Consider the following 17820-nt stretch of genomic DNA (forward strand, 5'->3'; position numbering starts at 1 on the left):
CCTGGCCACCTTCGAATCCTACAATAGTGCCCATCACATAGTGAACACGGGTGGGTTGGAAATGGCAGACAAGGCGATGTTGGTGGTGAGCGCGCATAGCGCCGATTTCGTGTGGCGAGCAGGTGGCGCAATCGCTCTCCACAAAAAAAACGGATACCGTACGAAGGTCGTGTGTCTCTCATTCGGTGAGCGCGGAGAGTCGGCCAAACTCTGGCGCAAAGGCGAAATGACGATCGGGAAGGTCAAGGCGGCGCGCAGGGAGGAGGCCGAGCGGGCCGCGGACATCCTCGGTGCGGAAGTCGATTTTTTCGACCTCGGCGATTACCCATTGCGCGTGTCGGACGAGGCCCTGATGCGCCTTGTCGATGTATACCGCGAACTGCAGCCGGCGTTCGTGTTGAGTCATTCGCAGAAAGACCCATACAACTTCGATCATCCGCTCGCTATGCACGTGGCGCAGGAAGCGCGGATCATCGCCCAGGCCGAAGGTCACAATCCCGGGCAGAAGGTGGTCGGTGCGCCGCCCGTCTACGCGTTCGAACCGCATCAGACGGAACAATGCGAATGGATGCCCAATACGTTCCTCGATATCACCGAGGTCTGGGACACCAAACGCCGCGCGATCGAGTGCATGGCCGGCCAGGAGCACCTGTGGGACTACTACACGCGGGTCGCCTTGCAACGCGGCGTGCAGGCCAAGCGCAATATCGGCATCACGGCCACGCGCGATATTCAATACGCGGAAGGCTATCAGCGCATCACGCCGGCCGTGACGGGAGATCTGGCATGAAGCGGGGCGTCGTGGTGACGACTATCCGCCGCGCCGATCCGCGCGACGTGGCCGGGCTGCAGCATGCGGGCGCCGCCACCGTTCACGAGGCGCAGAGCCGTCTCGGCCTGCTTGCGTCCTACATGCGGCCGATCTACTCGGGGCCGGCTATCGCGGGGTCGGCGGTGACGGTGCTGGTGCCGCCGTCGGACAACTGGATGCTGCATGTTGCCGTCGAGCAATGCCGCGAGGGTGACGTTCTCGTTGTGGCGCCGACTTCGCCCTGCGAGGACGGCTATTTCGGCGACCTGCTGGCGACCTCGCTCGCGGCGCGCGGCGTGCGCGGACTGATCATCGACGCGGGATGTCGCGATGTCGCCTCGCTCAGGGAAATGAAATTCCCAGTCTGGTCGAAGGCCGTGTCCGCGCAAGGCACGGTCAAGGAAACGCTCGGTTCGGTGAATATTCCGGTGGTATGCGCGCAGCAGATCGTGAATCCCGGCGATGTCATCGTTGCGGATGATGACGGCGTGGTCGTTGTGCCGCTCGATACCGTGGTGAGTGTCGCGCAGGCGTCGCAAGCACGTATGGCGAAGGAAGAGAGGACGCGTGCTGCGCTGGCCGGCGGCGCGCTCGGTCTCGACTACTACGCGATGCGCGAGAAACTCGCGCAAAAAGGCCTACGCTACGTCGTCTCGGCCGAAGATCTTTGACGGAGAGGCGAGGTCATGCCCAGTCGCGCACAAACGCGTATTCCGTGCATGATGATGCGCGGCGGCACGTCGAAAGGCGCCTATTTCATGGCGTCGGATTTGCCGGCCGATCCCGCTGAGCGAGACCGTGTTCTGCTTGCCGTGATGGGTTCGCCTGATCCGCGTCAGATCGACGGTATTGGCGGCGCCGATCCGTTGACGAGCAAGGTGGCGATCATCTCGTCCTCCACACGCGACGATGCCGACGTCGACTATCTGTTTGCACAAGTCGTCGTGAACGAGGCGCGGGTCGATCTCGGACAGAACTGCGGCAACATTCTCGCGGGCGTCGGCCCGTTTGCGATCGAACGCGGTCTCGTGGATGCGCGCGATGGCAGCACACGGGTCGCAATTCACATGGTCAACACCGGGCAGATCGCGGTAGCGACGGTCAGCACGCCGGGACGCCGCGTCACCTACGAAGGCGATGCCCGCATTGACGGCGTGCCAGGCCTCGCAGCGCCCATTCCGCTCGAGTTCCGGGACACGGCTGGTTCCACCTGCGGCACGCTGCTGCCTACGGGGCATCTCAAGGTTACGGTCGACGGTATCGACGTGACGTGCATCGACAACGGCATGCCCCTCGTGCTCATGCGAGCGCGCGATCTCGGGCGAACCGGCTACGAAACGCGCGAGCAACTCGACGCGGATGAAGAACTGAAAGCGCGCATCGAAAAGATCCGGCTTGCGGTGGGACCGATGATGAATCTCGGCGATGTGGGCGCGCGCACGGTCCCGAAGATGTGTCTGGTGGCGGCGCCTCGCCAGGGCGGCACGATCAGTACGCGCAGCTTTATTCCGCATCGCTGCCACGCGTCGATCGGTGTACTCGGTGCGGTGAGCGTGGCCACGGCCGCGGTGCTGCCGGGTACGGTCTGCGCGGGCCTGGCCGATGTGGACGCTGACGGCATGCGAAAACGCGTGTCGGTGGAGCACCCGACAGGCGAGTTTACGGTGGAACTCGTTCTCGGCGGAAGCCCCGGCCAGCCTGAAGTGCTGAGCGCGGCGCTGTTGCGCACAGCGAGGTGGCTATTCGACGGAGCAGTCGGCATTCCTTCGGCAGTCTGGCCGGCACGGACCTGAGCGGACTTCAGGCGAATCGCCTCCGTTGGTTTCTGCGCGGTTAGCGGTATTGCGGGTTGTGGAGTTCAACCCGATAAATAAGTCAGAGGCCTTCGCGCTGATTGAAATTCCGGCTATTTTTAAAATTGATGCGCGCTGTAATAAATATTTCGCAATGTCGCGGTATGGATGGTCGCCGCGATAAAGTGCCGGTCTATAAATACAATATTCAAATATAAACAGACTCCATGAAATCACGGTGAATCGATATTGTTAATTAAGCCTTCGATTCAAACATTGGCGGGTTGACCGGATCAACCTATCGGCCATGCCAGGCCGGTATCCACGGGGGTGGGGCGGTGTTGTCGGGAGCAAGGCGCGACCACGCGATGCGGAAGTATTCAGCAGACAAAACAGCCGCTTTGATAAAACGCATCCCGCATATTGCATTTGAAAATTGAGCGGTTATGATGGCGTCTCCCCGATGCGATTTCTCGAACGATCGCTTTGCGGAGACGGCAGGAATATTTGCCGGGCATTCACGCTGGAGGGGTAATTAATGCTTCCCGTGCAGATAGACTAAATCGAGGAGACGATATGCTGAGTCCCCATGAATTCGCTACCTTAATGCTCATCAAGAACGCGCCGGATCAGATCGAACTGGACCGCGCCGAGCTCGACGCCCTGCTCGAGCAGCAACTCATATCACTGGAAAACCTCGCGTCAGGACGTTCGCGACCCCGGATCACAAGCGAAGGTGATTCCATTCTCAAGGCGGTTGCCCGGATGCGCTAGGCATCTGCGACACCCGTTTCGATTTATTCACCATCGCGATCCGCCGCATCACACCCGTCTGATCGGGGCTTCGCGCGCCGGACCGAATTTTGAGGAATTCAATCATGGCTCTATTGAGTCCCGAGCAGGTTGCTGCACAGAAGGCCAACGTCGACGCGTTCTTCGGGGTGGCCGGAAAGATCTTTGAAGGCGTCGAAAAACTGGTCGCGCTGAACCTGCAGGCCGTCAGGGCCACGCTGGCCGAGACGCAGGAAAACATGGCGAAGGCGTCCGGCACGACGGAGCCGCCGCAATGGTTCTCGCTGCAAGCCGGTTTCACCGGGCCCTTCGCGGAAAAATCGCTGTCATACGGCAAGCAAGTGTTCGAGATCGCATCGACCACTCAGGCTGAAGTTACGCAACTCGCACAGACGCACTACGAGCGGTACAACGATCGCGTGCAGGCACTCGTCGAAGAAGCGGCGAAGCATGCTCCCACTGGCTCCGAAGCAGCGATCGCCGCGTGGAAATCCGCGATTGCCGCCACCACGACCCTGTATGAAACGCTGCAGAAAACGGGGCAGCAGGCCGTGCATGCCGTCGAGAGTAATTTTGATGCAGTCACAGCCACGGCATCGAAGGCCGTGCGCAACAACTCAGAGCAGGCTCCCGTAGCCGCGGGCGCGAAGCGATAGAACTGGCGCGGGCAGCAATGCCCGTGTTGAGGTCTCTGGCCCATATGAAGGATTGCTTACGGATGCTGGGATCACGAATTCCAGCGTCCAATTCGTGGACTGAAAGTGGTGTGGTCACCTGTTCGCTAGTTCTGCAATGGAGGTCGCGATGAGTGAAGCAGTGGGAATCGTTATGGGTTCGTTCGTGCTGGCGATGGCACCTGTGTTCGTCGCCGCTCATTATTACCGGGAGCAGATGCGTCGCAAGCGGCTTAGACATCTGGATCACCGCCACTACTGGCCGCACTGGAGCAAAGCCCGGCATTGAGCTTTCGCGCTCGCCAGGCTGTTGTTGCCGTACCTGGGGGCTGCTGCGTTCCAAGGCGCAGCAGGCACCTCTGGATTCTGCCGGATCGCTCGATCCGCAGAATTCTCCAAGCCAAGGCTCCACCGCCTTGGCTTTTTTTTGGGTGCTCGTCTCTCATGGAAATCCCGTACGGATCCTCGGTCTCCGTGTAAGCAGCGAGAAGGATTCGGCCCCCTAGAATCGCCTCATCGATGCAGACGGGCGGCATTCCGCCGCACCGGACAATAACGGAGACTATCGATGACCCCTAGCTTTCGCACGCTGCGCCATATCGCCGTTGCTTCCGGCCTGCTGTTCAGTCTTGCGTCGCAGCAAGCGATAGCCGCCGGCGGCGAGAAGATCACGATCATGGTCGGCGGTATCACGAAGTTGATCTATTTGCCGGCGCGCCTGACCGAACAGCTCGGCTATTTCAAAGATGAAGGGCTCGATGTCGAGCTTCTGTCGCAGCCAGCCGGCGTTGACGCTGAAAACGAACTGCTGGCCGGCGCCGTTCAGGCCGTCGTCGGTTTCTATGACCATACGATCGATCTGCAAACCAAGGGCAAGGACGTCAAGGCGATCGTCGTGTTCGGGCAAGTGCCGGGCGAGGTCGAAATGGTATCGACCAAAGCGGCCGAAACGGTCAAATCGATGGCGGACGTGAAGGGCAAGACGCTGGGTGTGACTGGCCTGGGTTCTTCAACAAGCTTCCTTACGCAATACCTCGCCGGACAGCACGGCATCCAGTCCACGGAATACACGATGCTGCCGGTGGGCGCTGACGCCAGCTTTATCGCGGCGATCAAACAAGGTCGCATCGACGCCGGCATGACGACCGAGCCGACCGTCTCGGCCTTGCAGAAATCCGGCGACGCGAAGGTGCTTGTCGACATGCGTTCGGTCGAAGGCACGAAGGCGGCGTTGGGCGGCACCTACCCGGCGTCGAGCCTCTATGTCCAGGCGGCATGGGTCGATTCCCACAAGGCGGAAGCAGCAAAGCTTGCGCACGCGTTCGTTCGCACGATGCAATTCATCAGCACGCATAGCGCCGAAGAAATTGCAGCGAAGATGCCTGACGACTATCAGAAAGACAAACAGCTTTACGTGAGCGCGTTGAAAGCGTCGCTGCCCATGTTTACGAAGGACGGCAAGATGCCGGCCGACGGTCCCGAGACCGTGCTGAAGGTGCTGTCGGCGTTCAACCCGTCGGTCAAAGGCAAGCATATCGAGCTGGCGAAAACCTACACCAACGAGTTCACCGGTTCGAAATAAGCCGGCGCTTGCCGGTCGCTGCTGCCTGTCTGTTGCAGCGCAATTTCGTTGCGCCGCCGGCGCCGCCTTCGCGGTGCCGGCGACTTGCACGGCTTTACCTGATGGATCACGTTGTTTCAAAAGACGCGCCGGTGATCGAGTTCGACGCCGGTGGCGTGCCGCTTTACTTCTCCGAACGGCCTGCCACGCTGAAGCGGGTCGGCACCATCCCGTGCAGCATCGATACCGCGTAGCGAACGCCGAATTAGCGACGTATATCAGTGAATTCACTTAGTTGTGCAGGTGATACGGGAAAGCTGCGTGAAGGATTGAGAAAACTAGGATTGCGCTCATCGGCAGTCGGGGCCGTTGTCCGGATATTCGGACGGCAGTCACCGCAGTCGACGAGAACGAAAATTTCAACGTTGTAATCAGAGGAGACGATCGTGAAGAAAAAGTATCTGGCTTTGGCCGTTACGGCAGGCGCTTTCGCCGCAACCGGTGCGCACGCACAGTCGAGCGTCCAGCTTTACGGCCTGATGGACCTGAGCTTTCCCACCTATCGGACGCACGCGGATGCGAACGGCAATCACGTCATTGGTATGGGCAACGACGGCGAACCGTGGTTCAGCGGCAGCCGCTGGGGTCTGAAGGGCGCGGAAGACATCGGTGGTGGAACGAAGGTCATTTTCCGCCTTGAGAGCGAATTCGTTGTCGCCAACGGCCAGATGGAAGATCCGGGCCAGATCTTCGACCGTGACGCATGGGTGGGTATCGAGAACGACACGTTCGGCAAGATCACGGCAGGTTTCCAGAACACGATCGCGCGCGACGCATCGACGATCTATGGCGACCCGTACGGCTCGGCGCGCCTGACGACGGAAGAGGGCGGCTGGACCAATTCGAATAACTTCAAGCAGATGATTTTCTACGCGGCCAGCGCGACCGGCACACGTTATAACAATGGCGTGGCATGGAAGAAACTGTTCAGCAATGGCATTTTCGCCAGCGCAGGCTACGCATTCGGCAACTCCACGAGTTTCGGCTCCAACTCCAACTACCAGGCAGCGCTCGGGTACAACGGTGGTGTGTTCGACGTGTCTGGCTTCTATAGCCATGTCAATCGCGTTGGCTTTACAAACCAGACGTTCTCGGTGGGCGGCAACTACACGTTCGGTATTCTGCGCGCCAATGCGGGTTACTTCCGTTACCTGGGCAATCAGGGCGCGCTCGGTCAGCGTCAGGACAATGCGTGGACGGCGTCGCTCAAGCTGTCGCCCAAGGGTCCGTTCGACTACGAACTCGGTTATCAGCAAATGCGCGTGCACAACGCCGCTTACAACGTCGACGGCGATATTCCGAACGCGAACATCGGCGCTTTCGATCCGACGTCAGGCCTCCACAACGGTTTCAAGGAAACGCTGTACTGGTCGGCGTTCTATCACCTGTCCAAGCGTACTGAAGTGTATCTGGCCGGCGACTACATGAAGCTGCATGGCGGCTACACCGTCGGATCCACCTTCGGCGCGACCAACCAGCTCGAACTGACCACGGGCGTGCGCACTCGCTTCTGATCCGGGAATCAGATTCGCGCTGATTCATTCATCGATGTGCTCCTACTAGCGGCGGCGGACTTATCCACCCGCCGCTTTTTTTTGGCTCACCGGGTCGAGGAAGACAGCCATGTTCAGAAATACCAGTATCCGGACCGCTCTGACCATCACGATCGCCGGCTACACGGCCGCGTTGATGCTTGTGATCGCAACGTCGATTGCGGGCCTCGAAACGGCCAATACAGCGCTCGACAGGATGTACAGCGAAGAGACGGCTGCGCTGCGACACCTTGGCGCCAGCAGCGAAGCGCTTCTGCAGGTGCGAGTCGATCTCGGTGCGTACGAGACGCTCGTCGCGCAGGGAAAGCCAACCGATGCGGTGCTCGCGCGAGTGCATGCGGAGCAGACGAGTAGTGATCGCGAGCTGGCGGCCTATGCTGCGCAACCGCCGTCGAACGAGGTGGAGAGGAAGCTGACCGACGCGCTGCGTGTGAAGCGCGAGCTATTGATGAAACAGGCGCTTGGCCCCGAAATCGCGGCGCTCGACCAGAACGATTTCATGTCGTTCCGAACGACGCAACGGCAGGCGCCTGACACACTGTTTAGCGACTACCGGAACGCCGCGCGCGCGCTGGAGGATTTTCAGGCAGAGCAGCAAAGAGCGCGCTTTGCATCGGCACAGCAGCGTTTTCATATGCTGCTCTGGCTGTTCGGCGCAATCGGGTCCGCTGCAATGATCCTCGGCCTCGTCGCGCGATCCGCGTTGACGAATTCGATCGTGCGGCCTATCGATGCCGCTATTCGCCATTTCGAGCGCATTGCTGCTGGTGATCTGGCCAGTGAGATCGCAACGCTGCGCGTCAACGAAATGGGACGATTGATGACCGCACTCGGCCGGATGCAGGCGGGGCTCGTTGCCGCCGTGAGCCAGGTGCGGCAGGGAACGGCGGCGATTACGCACGGCGTGGGCGAGATCGCGAGCGGCAATGCCGACCTGTCGACGCGTACGGAGCAGCAGGCGGCGACGCTGGAGAAGACCGCATCGAGCATGGAAGAGTTGACGGCGACGGTCCGGCAAAATGCCGATAACGCGCGGCAGGCCAGCGCGCTCGCGGAAAATGCGTCGGAGATCGCGGCACGCGGCGGCGAGGTTGTTGGCCAGGTGGTCGACCTGATCGCGGACATGTCGTCGAGTTCAAAGCGGATCGTCGATATCATCGGCGCGATCGAGGGGATCGCGTTCCAGACCAACATACTCGCTTTGAATGCGGCCGTCGAAGCTGCACGTGCCGGCGAGGAGGGACGCGGATTCGCGGTGGTCGCGGGCGAAGTGCGCGCGCTCGCGCAACGTTCGGCCGCCGCCGCGAAGGAGATCAGGGAACTGATCGGCGATTCAGTTGCGAAGGTGAGGAACGGCGCCGAACTGGCAACGCGCGCCGGCGAAACCATGGCCGAAATCGTCACGGCGGCCCGCAACGTGACGGGTATCGTCAGCGAGATCAGTGCTGCATCCGAAGGGCAATCGCACGGTATTGATCAGATCAATACCGCGATGACGCAGATGGACAACGCGACGCAACAGAACGCCGCGCTAGTCGAGCAAGCCGCAGCGGCTGCGGCGTCGCTGGAAGACCAGGCTCGTGCGCTCGTCGATGCGGTGGCCGTGTTCAGGCTGCGCGAAACAGACAAGCTGTCCGCCCCACGAACCCAGCGGACAGAACTGGAATCAGATAGCACGGTTTTCGCATGACACCCCTCGCCGCAGGCCGGCTCTATGATGGTCGAACCGGCCTGTGTGCAACCTGCCACCCCGACCGGAGGTCCAAGAAGTAGCGTATGCGGTAGATGCGAGGAGGTGTGCGATGAACGGTCGAGCAGTAGTCCGGTGCATTTGCGCCGCTTTACTCACGTGCAGCTTTCTCGCAGGTCTCGCCGGATGCGATGCGCTACGCGGTCCACCGGCGGCGGAATGGCCAGGACCTCACGCCCCCTATCCTTTCCCGAACGATGTTCCGCATCGTACCGAATGAGCCGCACGAACTCCGTCGTCCCACTCAGCGTCAACTGATGGCCCCGCACGTGACGTTCGGCGCAGTGTACGGTGACGGATACTCAGACGTGGGGCCGCTGAGCAGGCGCAGTCGCTGAGTTGCCAATACGTCGGCTTCCGTCGTTTCGCGTCGGGTGAGCGTAGTACCGGTGTCGCGCACAGCGCTCAGGGGCTCGTTCACAGCACAGTTCAGCGTTTTGCCGTCGGAAAGACGCACCGTCGTCGAATAGGCGTAACCCGGCTGCGCGGCCTGGCTATCGGCAGTCCAGAACGCGGCGACCGCGAATAGTGCTAACAAAAAAGGTTGGCTTTTCATATTGCTTCCGTTGTCTTGATCGTCACTATTCGACCAAGGCGGCAGCAGCATATTCTGGCTATCTTTGTAATTCTGAATTCCAGTTTCCAGTGACTATGGCGCGTTAAGGCTCGTTGTGAAAGCCCCTGTACGCAGCGACTAATTCGCGGCGATGCTGATCGTGCGCGTGACATCGACAACCGAAAGCCTGATCGCGTCGATCAGCGCACGCGCCGCAGGTGAGGGCGTGCCGGCTGCCCGCATGGTCAGTCCTATGTCGCGCCGGGTGTTGTACAACTGCACGTCGAGCATCGCCAGTTGACCAGACTGAACTTCGTAGTGCAGTTGCTGGCCCGATAACGCCGCGACCATGTCCGTGCCGAGCAGCAGCCCACGAATCACAGCAAGGTCTGCTGTCTCGACCGTGGGCATCGGCGGCTTCACTTTCATTCGCTTGAATTGCGCTTCGAACAGTGCGCGAGCCGGCGCATTGCTGCGTGGCACGATCCACTGCGCGTCGCGCAAATCCATGATGCTCAGATCGCGCGCGCGAGTGAGCGCGTGATCGCGGCGCACCAGAACGACCATATCTTCCGACATCAGGCGCTCGTTCTTCAGACCGCTGCTGGCGTCGTTATCGCGCAGCGCGCAGAGAATGAAGTCGATATCGCCCGCGCGCAGGCCGGCGACCAGCGCCTCATAGGCGCTTTCGTCAGTGACGACTCTCACGCCCGGATGCTGCGCGGTCATCCGCGCAATCGCCTTGGGCAGGAGCAACGTGCGCCCGAGCGGTAATGCGCCCACTGTCACCGCGCCTTGAATCTTGCCGTGCAGGGCGGCGATATCGTCGGGCACATGCCGCAATTCGTTCAATGCGCGGCGCACGTGAAGCAGAAACGTTTCGCCCTCCGTGGTGAGCAGGATGCCGCGCGGGCTGCGATGGAACAGACTCAAACCGGCGCCGCTTTCCAGCACCCGGATCGCTGTGCTCACGGCCGGCTGACTGATGCCGAAGGTCTTCGCCGCGCTCGGCATGTGCCGATGACGCGCCAATGCGATGAATAGCTGAAGCCGCCGGGTGTTGAGCAGATAGGCCGGCAGCGCGCCTTCTGCTGTTGGCCGCCGGCGTGCCTGCCTCGCCGAGCACCACTGCGCGAGTTCTTCCAGTTCGGCGAAGATCCGCTCGCAACGCTGCAGCACGGCGCGGCCAACGGGTGTCGGCAGCATGCCGGAGGGGCCGCGATCGAAGAGGGCCTCGCCGAGTGCCGACTCCAGTTCCTGCACAGAACGCGTCACAGCCGACTGGGCGCGAAATAGCGCCGCTGCCGCACGCGTGGCGCTACCCATCTCGGCAACGAGTCGAAATGCTCGCAATTGCGCGAGGTTGAGGAGTTCTTTGCTGCTCACGGATGGTGGCGTTCTGGCTGGCGGATGTTCAACGTGTCCGCGATCGTGTGCTGGGTGATCTCGTTCATGGGTGTCTACTCATTCGAGGCCATCAAGTATAGCGACGCATCAAGTCTCGTACCACGCTTGCCAGACGGCTTGCGACTTCGTTTCCCGGGCATCTGTTTTGTTTATCGCATGTGGATAGTCAGGAGGCTGGGCCGGGGCTCGGCACGCTCGTCAGCGATGCCCCAAACCCCCTATCCGGTGGGGCTTTCAGCGCTTATCCGTGCGCCGGTCACTGGCATTCAGGGCGCTTGCGAGCAATTTAACCGGTGCGAATGTGGTTTACCCGCACTTTCGGCAAGCCTGCATGATCCTTATGGTTGCACCTCAAGATGGTTGCAATGGCTGCCACCCCGGTAGCGGCGACCCATCCGATTGGCGCTGGTTGGCGCGCGGCACGAAGCAACGGAAGACAACGGGATATGGCAAGGATCATTGGTGGAATCGGCACGTCGCATGTGCCCACTATCGGCATGGCGTACGACAAGGGCAAGCAGAACGATCCCGCGTGGGCGCCGCTCTTCAAAGGCTACGAACCGGTGGCCGATTGGCTCGCCGAGCGCAAGCCGGACGTGATGGTGATGTTCTACAACGACCACGCCAACAGCTTCTTCTTCGATTGCTATCCGACCTTCGCGCTAGGTGTATCGGCCAATCACGAGTTCGCGGACGAGGGCGCAGGCAAGCGCCCACTGCCGGACATAACCGGTCATCCCGATCTGGCGATCCACATTGCGGAGCAGCTCGTCAACGACGAGTTCGATCTGACGATTTTCCAGGATCGTGCACTCGATCACGGATGCAATTCCCCGCTTTCGCTGATGTTGCCGCACGACGGCGGCTGGCCGATGTCGCTCGTGCCGATGGAAGTCAACGTGCTGCAATATCCGCTGCCCACCGCGAACCGCTGCTACCGTCTCGGTCAGGCGTTGCGCCGCGCGATCGAGTCGTTCGAGCAGGATCTGGATGTCGTGGTGGTCGGCACCGGCGGGTTGTCGCACCAGGTCCACGGCGAGCGAAGCGGCTTCAACAATACTGATTGGGACATCGAGTTCCTCGATCTGATCGTGCATGAGCCGCAGCGTCTCGCCGCGATGAAGCATGTCGACTATGTGCGCCTTGGAGGCGCGGAGAGCGTCGAGACGATCATGTGGCTCGCGATGCGCGGCGCGCTCGGGCCGAAGGTCCGTGAACTGCATCGCAGCTATTACCTTGCGACGAGCACCGCGATGGCCGTGACCCTCTACGAAGAAGAGGTGATGCAATGAACCCGCAACTGATCGGTATCGAGGAATTGAAGGGCACGTATCCGTTCGATATCCGCCAGAGTATGAAAGCGATGCGCCTGAACCGTTTCTTCTGGCAGATGCGCGAAGCGCCGGCTCGCACGCTGTGGCTGGAGAACCGGACCGCTGCGTACGACGTGGCCAGCCTGACGGCGGAGGAGCGCGCGCTCGTCGCCAACACGGACTGGATCGGGCTGATTCGATATGGCGTGTGTTTCTTCGTCCTCGAGAAATTTGCGCGCGTGGTGAAGATCACGAATCTCGGCATGTACGCCAGCATGCGAGGCGAAACGCTCGAGGCGTTTCTGAAAACGCGCAGGGTGCCGGAAGCCGTCTAAGGCGACTCGGCCCTGCGCCGCATCTTTTTTTAGCGGCTTTTCATTTCAATACCAAGAAGACCCCGGCTTCGACAGAACGCCGGGGCGGGAAACTGTTTTCTCCGGAGACACGCATGAAATCTGCAGACTCAGTCGACATCAAGGCGTTTATCGACGCACGCAAGATGTCGGCGTACCAATGGCTGGTCCTCGTTCTATGTTTTCTGATCGTCATGATGGACGGGCTGGACACGGCCGTGATGGGTTTTGTCGCGCCCGTCATCATGCATGACTGGAACGTCAGCCGGGCCGCCTTCGGTCCCGTGATGAGCGCCGCGATGGTAGGCCTCGCGATCGGTGCGCTGGCGGCAGGGCCGATTGCCGATCGCATCGGGCGCAAGAAAGTGTTGATTGCCTCCGTGCTCTGCTTCGGCTTCTTCAGCCTGACCTGCGCATTCGCCGACTCACCCATGGAACTCGTTGCGCTGCGCTTTCTGACGGGCCTGGGTCTCGGCGCCGCGATGCCGAACTCGACCACGCTGCTCTCCGAATACGTACCGTCACGCAGTCGCTCGCTGTTGCTCACGATCATGTTCACTGGCTTCAACTTCGGTTCGGGGGCCGGCGGATTCGTGGCGGCTTCGCTGATTCCGCACTTCGGCTGGCGCGCGGTGTTCATGTTCGGCGGCATCTTGCCGATCCTCAGTGTTCCCTTGCTGTTGTGGCTGCTGCCTGAGTCAGCGCGTTTGATGCTGGTGCGCAAAATGTCGACCGAACGCATCGCGACAACGCTCGGCCGCGTCTGCGGACATGTCTTCGGTCAAGACGTGCGCTTCACCGCGCCCGAACCGGTGGTCGCTGCGAAGGCGCCGGTGCGGATGCTGTTCGCGGACGGCTACGCATTCAGCACGCTGATGCTTTGGCTCACGTACTTCATGGGCCTGCTGATCATCTATCTGCTCACTGGCTGGCTGCCCACGTTGATCAAGGATGCCGGCTTGCCGGTCGAGCGTGCCGCCGCGATCACCGGCATGTTCCAGTTGGGCGGCACCGTGGGCGCCGTTGCGGTCGGCTTCGCGATGGACCGCATGGATCGCAACGCGGTGATCGGTGCGGCATATCTGTTCGGTGGCGTGTTCATCTTCGCGCTGGGCATGGGCACGCTCAAGTCGAACCTGCTGCCGGTTCTCGTTACCTGTGCCGGCTTTTTCATGAGCGGCGCGCAGACCGGTCTCAATGCACTTGCCCCGAGCTGTTATCCGACTCGTGCCCGCGCAACCGGCGTGAGCTGGATGCTTGGGTTCGGCCGGCTCGGCGGCATTCTGGGCTCGCTCGTGGGAGGCGCGTTGCTGTCGCTGGGATTCAGTTTCGAAACCGTATTCGCGGTGCTCGCTGTGCCTGCGCTGATCGCTGCTGCGGCGATCGTCATGAACCGTCTCGCGCTGCGCTTTATCACGAGTCCCGTGGCCGACGCCTGAACGCGTTTCCAGCGGCGGGCCCACGCAAGGGCGTGTTGGCTGCTGTGTGCACGGCAGCCCTAACCAGAAGTTATTGAAGGAGAGCAGACATGAGTGGCGATTTGAGCGTGAGCGGAAGTGGGCTCAACAAGGGTGAGACGGCCAATGTGACGGAATGGCCGAACCGCATGGCCATGATTCGCGCGGGCGTGATCGGCGGATTGGTCGGCGCCGTGATCATCTGGATTTACGAAGCACTCGTCTGGGTAGGGGCGCAGCACTTGATGCCGTTGGCGGGCATTCCACGCAACGCGACGGGGCTGGTGTTCGGCAAGCAGGTGCAGGAGTCGCTCGGTGTGTGGGCTTATATCGTCGGCACGGGTATTCACTTCGTGTTCGCGTCGGCGTGGGGCGTTCTGTTCGCGGCAATCTGGCCTTACTTTCGCCGGCGCGGATACGAAGCCACTTTCGTGGCGCTGTTTTACGCGGTTTTTGCGTGGATCGCGATGCATGTGGCAATCATGATCGCCTCCGATAACCATCCGAACTACTACGACCCGGCTGTGATCATCGGTGGCTTCATGTCCCATATCTTCTTCACGGTCCCCTTAGCCTTTACGGTAAAGCGACTGCTGCAGCCGCAAGGGCGATAGAACAAAGTGTTTGGCGAACCTCGAGTGTCAATGCCGATTGAGACAATTTCAATAACACGTATGATTTGGAGATCTGGAGAATGAGTAAAAGTATCAGACGAGTAGACGTTGTGCTGTTGGGAGCAGCGATCGCGGCTTGCGTGCCGGCTTTCGCGCAAAACAGCGTCACGTTATACGGTATCGTCGACAACGGCTTTTCTTATACGAACAATCTGACGTCGCTCGGCTCCACTAGCGGAGGAAAATCGGCCGTCAAGATGACGCAGGGTGTATTTGCGGGCAGCCGCTTCGGCCTCAAGGGCGCGGAAGACCTAGGTGGCAACACAAAAGCGATCTTCCAACTCGAGTCCGGCTTCAATTCGGCAACCGGTGCCCAGCAATACACCAACGCGATGTTCGGCCGGCAGGCGTGGGTCGGCCTGACCAACCCGACGTACGGTACCTTCACGGCGGGCCGCCAGTACGCTTCGTACTACCAGTTGCTCTCACCGTATAGCCCGACCACATGGATCACCGGCTACTACGGCGCGCATCCTGGCGATATCGACGGCCTCGACACGATCTACCGTGCGAACAACACGCTGGAGTACACGTCGCCGAAGCTCTATGGCCTGACGGTGAGCGGCTCGTATTCGCTGGGCGGCGTGGCGGGCAGCACGAACCAAGGCTCGACCTGGGCGACCGCGGTGCAGTATGCGATGGGGCCGGTCGGCCTCGCAGTCGGCTTCTCGCGAATCAACAATTCGACCGCGGGCGGCGGCTCATGGGGCGCGGATTCGACCACCACGAACGGCGGCTCGCAGATCGGCGTATCCGCGTTGACGAACGGCTATCAGACTGCGCAGGCGCAACAGCGTTTCGCGGTGGGTGGCGGCTATAAGTTCAATGGCGCGTGGGATATCACGGCGACCTATTCGAACGTCCAGTACATTCCGGGCAGTGGCTCGAAGTTCCACGATACGGCGATCTTCAATACGGCTGGTACGGTCTTGCACTGGAAACCGGCCGTTGCGTGGGATTTTGGCGCGGGGTACAGCTATACCCGTGCTACACGCGCGAACGGCATTCAGGACAATGCGCAATACCACCAGTTCAATCTCTCCGAGTACTACGCATTGTCCAAGCGCACGGGTTTCTATGCGTTGGAGGCTTATCAGAAGGCGAAGGGCAAGACGCTGGGCACCAACGGCGCCGGGCAGATCATCGACGCCACGGCAACACTCGGCGATGGGTATAACAGTGCGCCGTCTTCCTCAGGCAGTCAGTTGGCGGTGGGTGTGGGTATTATTCACCGGTTCTGATTGGTAGTTTTTTGCGGTGAGAAAGGCCGGGGGCAGTTCAGACCCGGCTTTTTGCTTTTCGTGAACGCTTGCATGGCCGCGTGCCGGTTACCGAAACCTATTACATCCGAGGTAATTGGCGGACCGCACACTCACGCCTAATCTTCGGTCATCGCGCAACTCATCCCGAGCGGCGCTTACGATCGAGGACATACCATGTCGACGTTTCACATTCACACGATTGAATCCGCGCCCGAACAATCCAGGCCGGTGCTTCGGCAGCTTGAGCAAAACTTCGGCCTTATCCCCAACATCGCGGGCGCGATGGCTGAATCGCCGGTGCTGATCGACGGTTTCATCGGTATTTTCCAGAAGGTTCATGCGGGTACTTTCACGGAAGCGCAGATACAGACGCTGTTGCTGACTAACGCAGTGACCAACGCGTGTACGTGGGCGGTTGCGTTTCACACCGCGCTCGCACTGAAAGAGGGCCTTTCACCCGCCGATGTCGAAGCGATTCGCGATGGCCGCGCACCTGCCGATCGCAAGCATGCCGCGTTGTCGACCGTGACGAAAACAGCGATCGAAAAGCGCGGACACCTGGACGATAAGGACGTGGACCCGTTTATCGAGGCCGGCTTCCGTCAGGACCAGGTGCTCGAGGTCCTCACGGTGCTGGCTGCTTCCACTATCACGAACTACGCCGGCAACATCACAAAGCCGCCGCTCGAAGCGCCGTTCCAGGAATATGTCTGGACCGCATAGGTCGCGTCTGGAAGGGTTGGTCGGCAACTGGGAGTATGCTGACCGGCGCGGTTCGAACGACCGATTGGCGCCGGACGTCCACGATGCTCCGGCGCCATCGATCACCGAACCTGATCTGTATCGACTAGCGGACCACAGACCGATGAATCCTGCGAATCCCGGAAGGAAGACGCCACCGAATGAACTCGGCGCGTTGTTGCGTCACTGGAGAGACATGCGCGGCATCAGCCAGTTGGACTTGTCGTTCAACGCGGGTGTCTCGCAGCGTCACATCAGCTTTATCGAAAGCGGACGCAGCGTGCCGAGCCGTCAGATGCTGATGGATATCGCTCAGACGCTCGACATTCCTCTGCGCGAACGCAACACGTTGCTATTGGCAGCGGGCTATGCGCCGATGTATGCCGATGGCACCTGGAACGCACAGGAAATGCAGAGTGTCACGAAAGCACTTGGGAGAATGTTGCGTCAGCACGAGCCGTTTCCCGCACTCGTTATGGACCGCTACTGGAACGTGCTGATGACCAACGAATCCGCGCCGCGCTTTTTCAATTGCTTCATCGATATGGCTGCGCGCAAGGGGCCGCGCAACATGCTGCATCTGATTTTCGATCCGGATGGAATGCGTCCGTTCGTTGCCGATTGGCAAGCGGTGTCGAATAGCCTGATTCAGCGTGTCTATCGGGAATCGGTCGGTCGCGTGGTCGACGAACAGACGCACGAGTTGCTTGCCGCGCTGCGTGCCTATCCGGATGTGCAGCCTGATTTGAAGGCTTCGCAGCGCACCGTGGAAACCGGGACCGCTGCTGCGGCCATGCCGGTGATCCCAATCGGTTTCGTCAAGGGCGGCAAGGTCCTGAATTACTTTTCAATGGTCGCAACCGTGGGCACGCCGCAAGCCGTCGCGGCACAGGAGCTGCGTATCGAATGCATGTTCCCCGCAGACGACGAGACGGAAGCGCGTCATCTTGAGATGCTCGACGCGGTCCAGCAACAGCAGTGAGCGGCAGAGGCAAGCTAATCGCTACTGCCGCTTCGCCTCATGACCAACGGAGCAGATTGCGTGAAGGGGAGAAGCGGCTTG

19 protein-coding genes are annotated in these 17820 nt (G+C 60.6%); 17 read left to right on the plus strand and 2 right to left on the minus strand.

Annotation, left to right across the window (positions count from 1 at the left end; translation table 11 throughout):
* Positions 1–61: 61 nt before the first annotated feature.
* The 10 genes from M0D64_RS22745 to M0D64_RS22790 all read left to right on the plus strand — a co-directional run bounded on the left by M0D64_RS22745 (position 62) and on the right by M0D64_RS22790 (position 8934).
* Positions 62–790: a PIG-L deacetylase family protein gene (locus tag M0D64_RS22745; protein WP_266259331.1), complete on the plus strand. Its 729-nt coding sequence runs from the start codon at positions 62–64 to the stop codon at positions 788–790.
* Positions 787–1482: a 4-carboxy-4-hydroxy-2-oxoadipate aldolase/oxaloacetate decarboxylase gene (locus M0D64_RS22750; RefSeq protein WP_266259332.1), complete on the plus strand. Its 696-nt coding sequence runs from the start codon at positions 787–789 to the stop codon at positions 1480–1482. The genes M0D64_RS22745 and M0D64_RS22750 overlap by 4 nt, the downstream gene beginning before the upstream one ends.
* Positions 1483–1497: 15 nt before the next feature.
* Positions 1498–2604: a 4-oxalomesaconate tautomerase gene (locus tag M0D64_RS22755; protein ID WP_266259333.1), complete on the plus strand. Its 1107-nt coding sequence runs from the start codon at positions 1498–1500 to the stop codon at positions 2602–2604.
* 576 nt (positions 2605–3180) lie between these two features.
* Complete coding sequence (locus M0D64_RS22760; protein WP_266259334.1) at positions 3181–3378, plus strand: hypothetical protein; 198 nt, start codon at positions 3181–3183, stop codon at positions 3376–3378.
* Between the two features lie 104 nt (positions 3379–3482).
* Positions 3483–4052 (plus strand): phasin family protein, encoded by a 570-nt coding sequence (locus M0D64_RS22765; RefSeq protein WP_266259335.1) that lies wholly within the window; start codon positions 3483–3485, stop codon positions 4050–4052.
* Positions 4053–4200: 148 nt separating this feature from the next.
* Positions 4201–4359, plus strand: a complete 159-nt coding sequence (locus tag M0D64_RS22770) for a hypothetical protein (protein ID WP_166618145.1) — start codon at positions 4201–4203, stop codon at positions 4357–4359.
* 279 nt (positions 4360–4638) lie between these two features.
* Complete coding sequence (locus M0D64_RS22775; protein ID WP_154558469.1) at positions 4639–5652, plus strand: ABC transporter substrate-binding protein; 1014 nt, start codon at positions 4639–4641, stop codon at positions 5650–5652.
* Positions 5653–5753: 101 nt separating this feature from the next.
* Positions 5754–5885 (plus strand): hypothetical protein, encoded by a 132-nt coding sequence (locus M0D64_RS22780; protein ID WP_266259337.1) that lies wholly within the window; start codon positions 5754–5756, stop codon positions 5883–5885.
* 189 nt (positions 5886–6074) lie between these two features.
* Complete coding sequence (locus M0D64_RS22785; RefSeq protein ID WP_233464743.1) at positions 6075–7205, plus strand: porin; 1131 nt, start codon at positions 6075–6077, stop codon at positions 7203–7205.
* A 109-nt stretch (positions 7206–7314) separates the two neighbouring features.
* A complete protein-coding gene (locus M0D64_RS22790) occupies positions 7315–8934 on the plus strand; it encodes a methyl-accepting chemotaxis protein (RefSeq protein ID WP_266259338.1) in 1620 nt (539 codons plus the stop codon).
* 310 nt (positions 8935–9244) lie between these two features.
* Here M0D64_RS22790 and M0D64_RS22795 read toward each other — a convergent pair whose 3' ends face one another.
* Both M0D64_RS22795 and M0D64_RS22800 read right to left on the minus strand, forming a co-directional pair.
* Positions 9245–9601, minus strand: coding sequence for a hypothetical protein (locus M0D64_RS22795; RefSeq protein ID WP_266259339.1), 357 nt, complete (start codon positions 9599–9601; stop codon positions 9245–9247).
* Between the two features lie 87 nt (positions 9602–9688).
* Positions 9689–10936: a LysR substrate-binding domain-containing protein gene (locus M0D64_RS22800; protein WP_266259340.1), complete on the minus strand. Its 1248-nt coding sequence runs from the start codon at positions 10934–10936 to the stop codon at positions 9689–9691.
* Between the two features lie 467 nt (positions 10937–11403).
* On the opposite strand from M0D64_RS22800, the gene M0D64_RS22805 reads away from it, so the two are divergent.
* The 7 genes from M0D64_RS22805 to M0D64_RS22835 all read left to right on the plus strand — a co-directional run bounded on the left by M0D64_RS22805 (position 11404) and on the right by M0D64_RS22835 (position 17739).
* Positions 11404–12249, plus strand: a complete 846-nt coding sequence (locus M0D64_RS22805; protein WP_154558466.1) for a gallate dioxygenase — start codon at positions 11404–11406, stop codon at positions 12247–12249.
* Positions 12246–12605: a protocatechuate 3,4-dioxygenase gene (locus M0D64_RS22810; protein WP_266259341.1), complete on the plus strand. Its 360-nt coding sequence runs from the start codon at positions 12246–12248 to the stop codon at positions 12603–12605. The genes M0D64_RS22805 and M0D64_RS22810 overlap by 4 nt, the downstream gene beginning before the upstream one ends.
* 113 nt (positions 12606–12718) lie before the next feature.
* Positions 12719–14062: an MFS transporter gene (locus tag M0D64_RS22815; RefSeq protein WP_266239657.1), complete on the plus strand. Its 1344-nt coding sequence runs from the start codon at positions 12719–12721 to the stop codon at positions 14060–14062.
* 89 nt (positions 14063–14151) lie between these two features.
* The gene (locus tag M0D64_RS22820) at positions 14152–14694 is read left to right on the plus strand and encodes a hypothetical protein (RefSeq protein ID WP_266259342.1); all 543 of its coding nucleotides are present in this window, start codon (positions 14152–14154) and stop codon (positions 14692–14694) included.
* Positions 14695–14774: 80 nt separating this feature from the next.
* Positions 14775–15995: a porin gene (locus M0D64_RS22825; RefSeq protein WP_266239655.1), complete on the plus strand. Its 1221-nt coding sequence runs from the start codon at positions 14775–14777 to the stop codon at positions 15993–15995.
* A gap of 195 nt (positions 15996–16190) precedes the next feature.
* Positions 16191–16739, plus strand: coding sequence for a carboxymuconolactone decarboxylase family protein (locus M0D64_RS22830; RefSeq protein WP_266259343.1), 549 nt, complete (start codon positions 16191–16193; stop codon positions 16737–16739).
* 142 nt (positions 16740–16881) lie between these two features.
* The gene (locus M0D64_RS22835; RefSeq protein WP_266259345.1) at positions 16882–17739 is read left to right on the plus strand and encodes a helix-turn-helix domain-containing protein; all 858 of its coding nucleotides are present in this window, start codon (positions 16882–16884) and stop codon (positions 17737–17739) included.
* The last annotated feature ends 81 nt before the right edge of the window (positions 17740–17820 follow it).

The organism is Paraburkholderia sp. WS6 (assembly GCF_030464835.1).
GTDB classification, from domain to species: Bacteria; Pseudomonadota; Gammaproteobacteria; order Burkholderiales; family Burkholderiaceae; genus Paraburkholderia; species Paraburkholderia madseniana.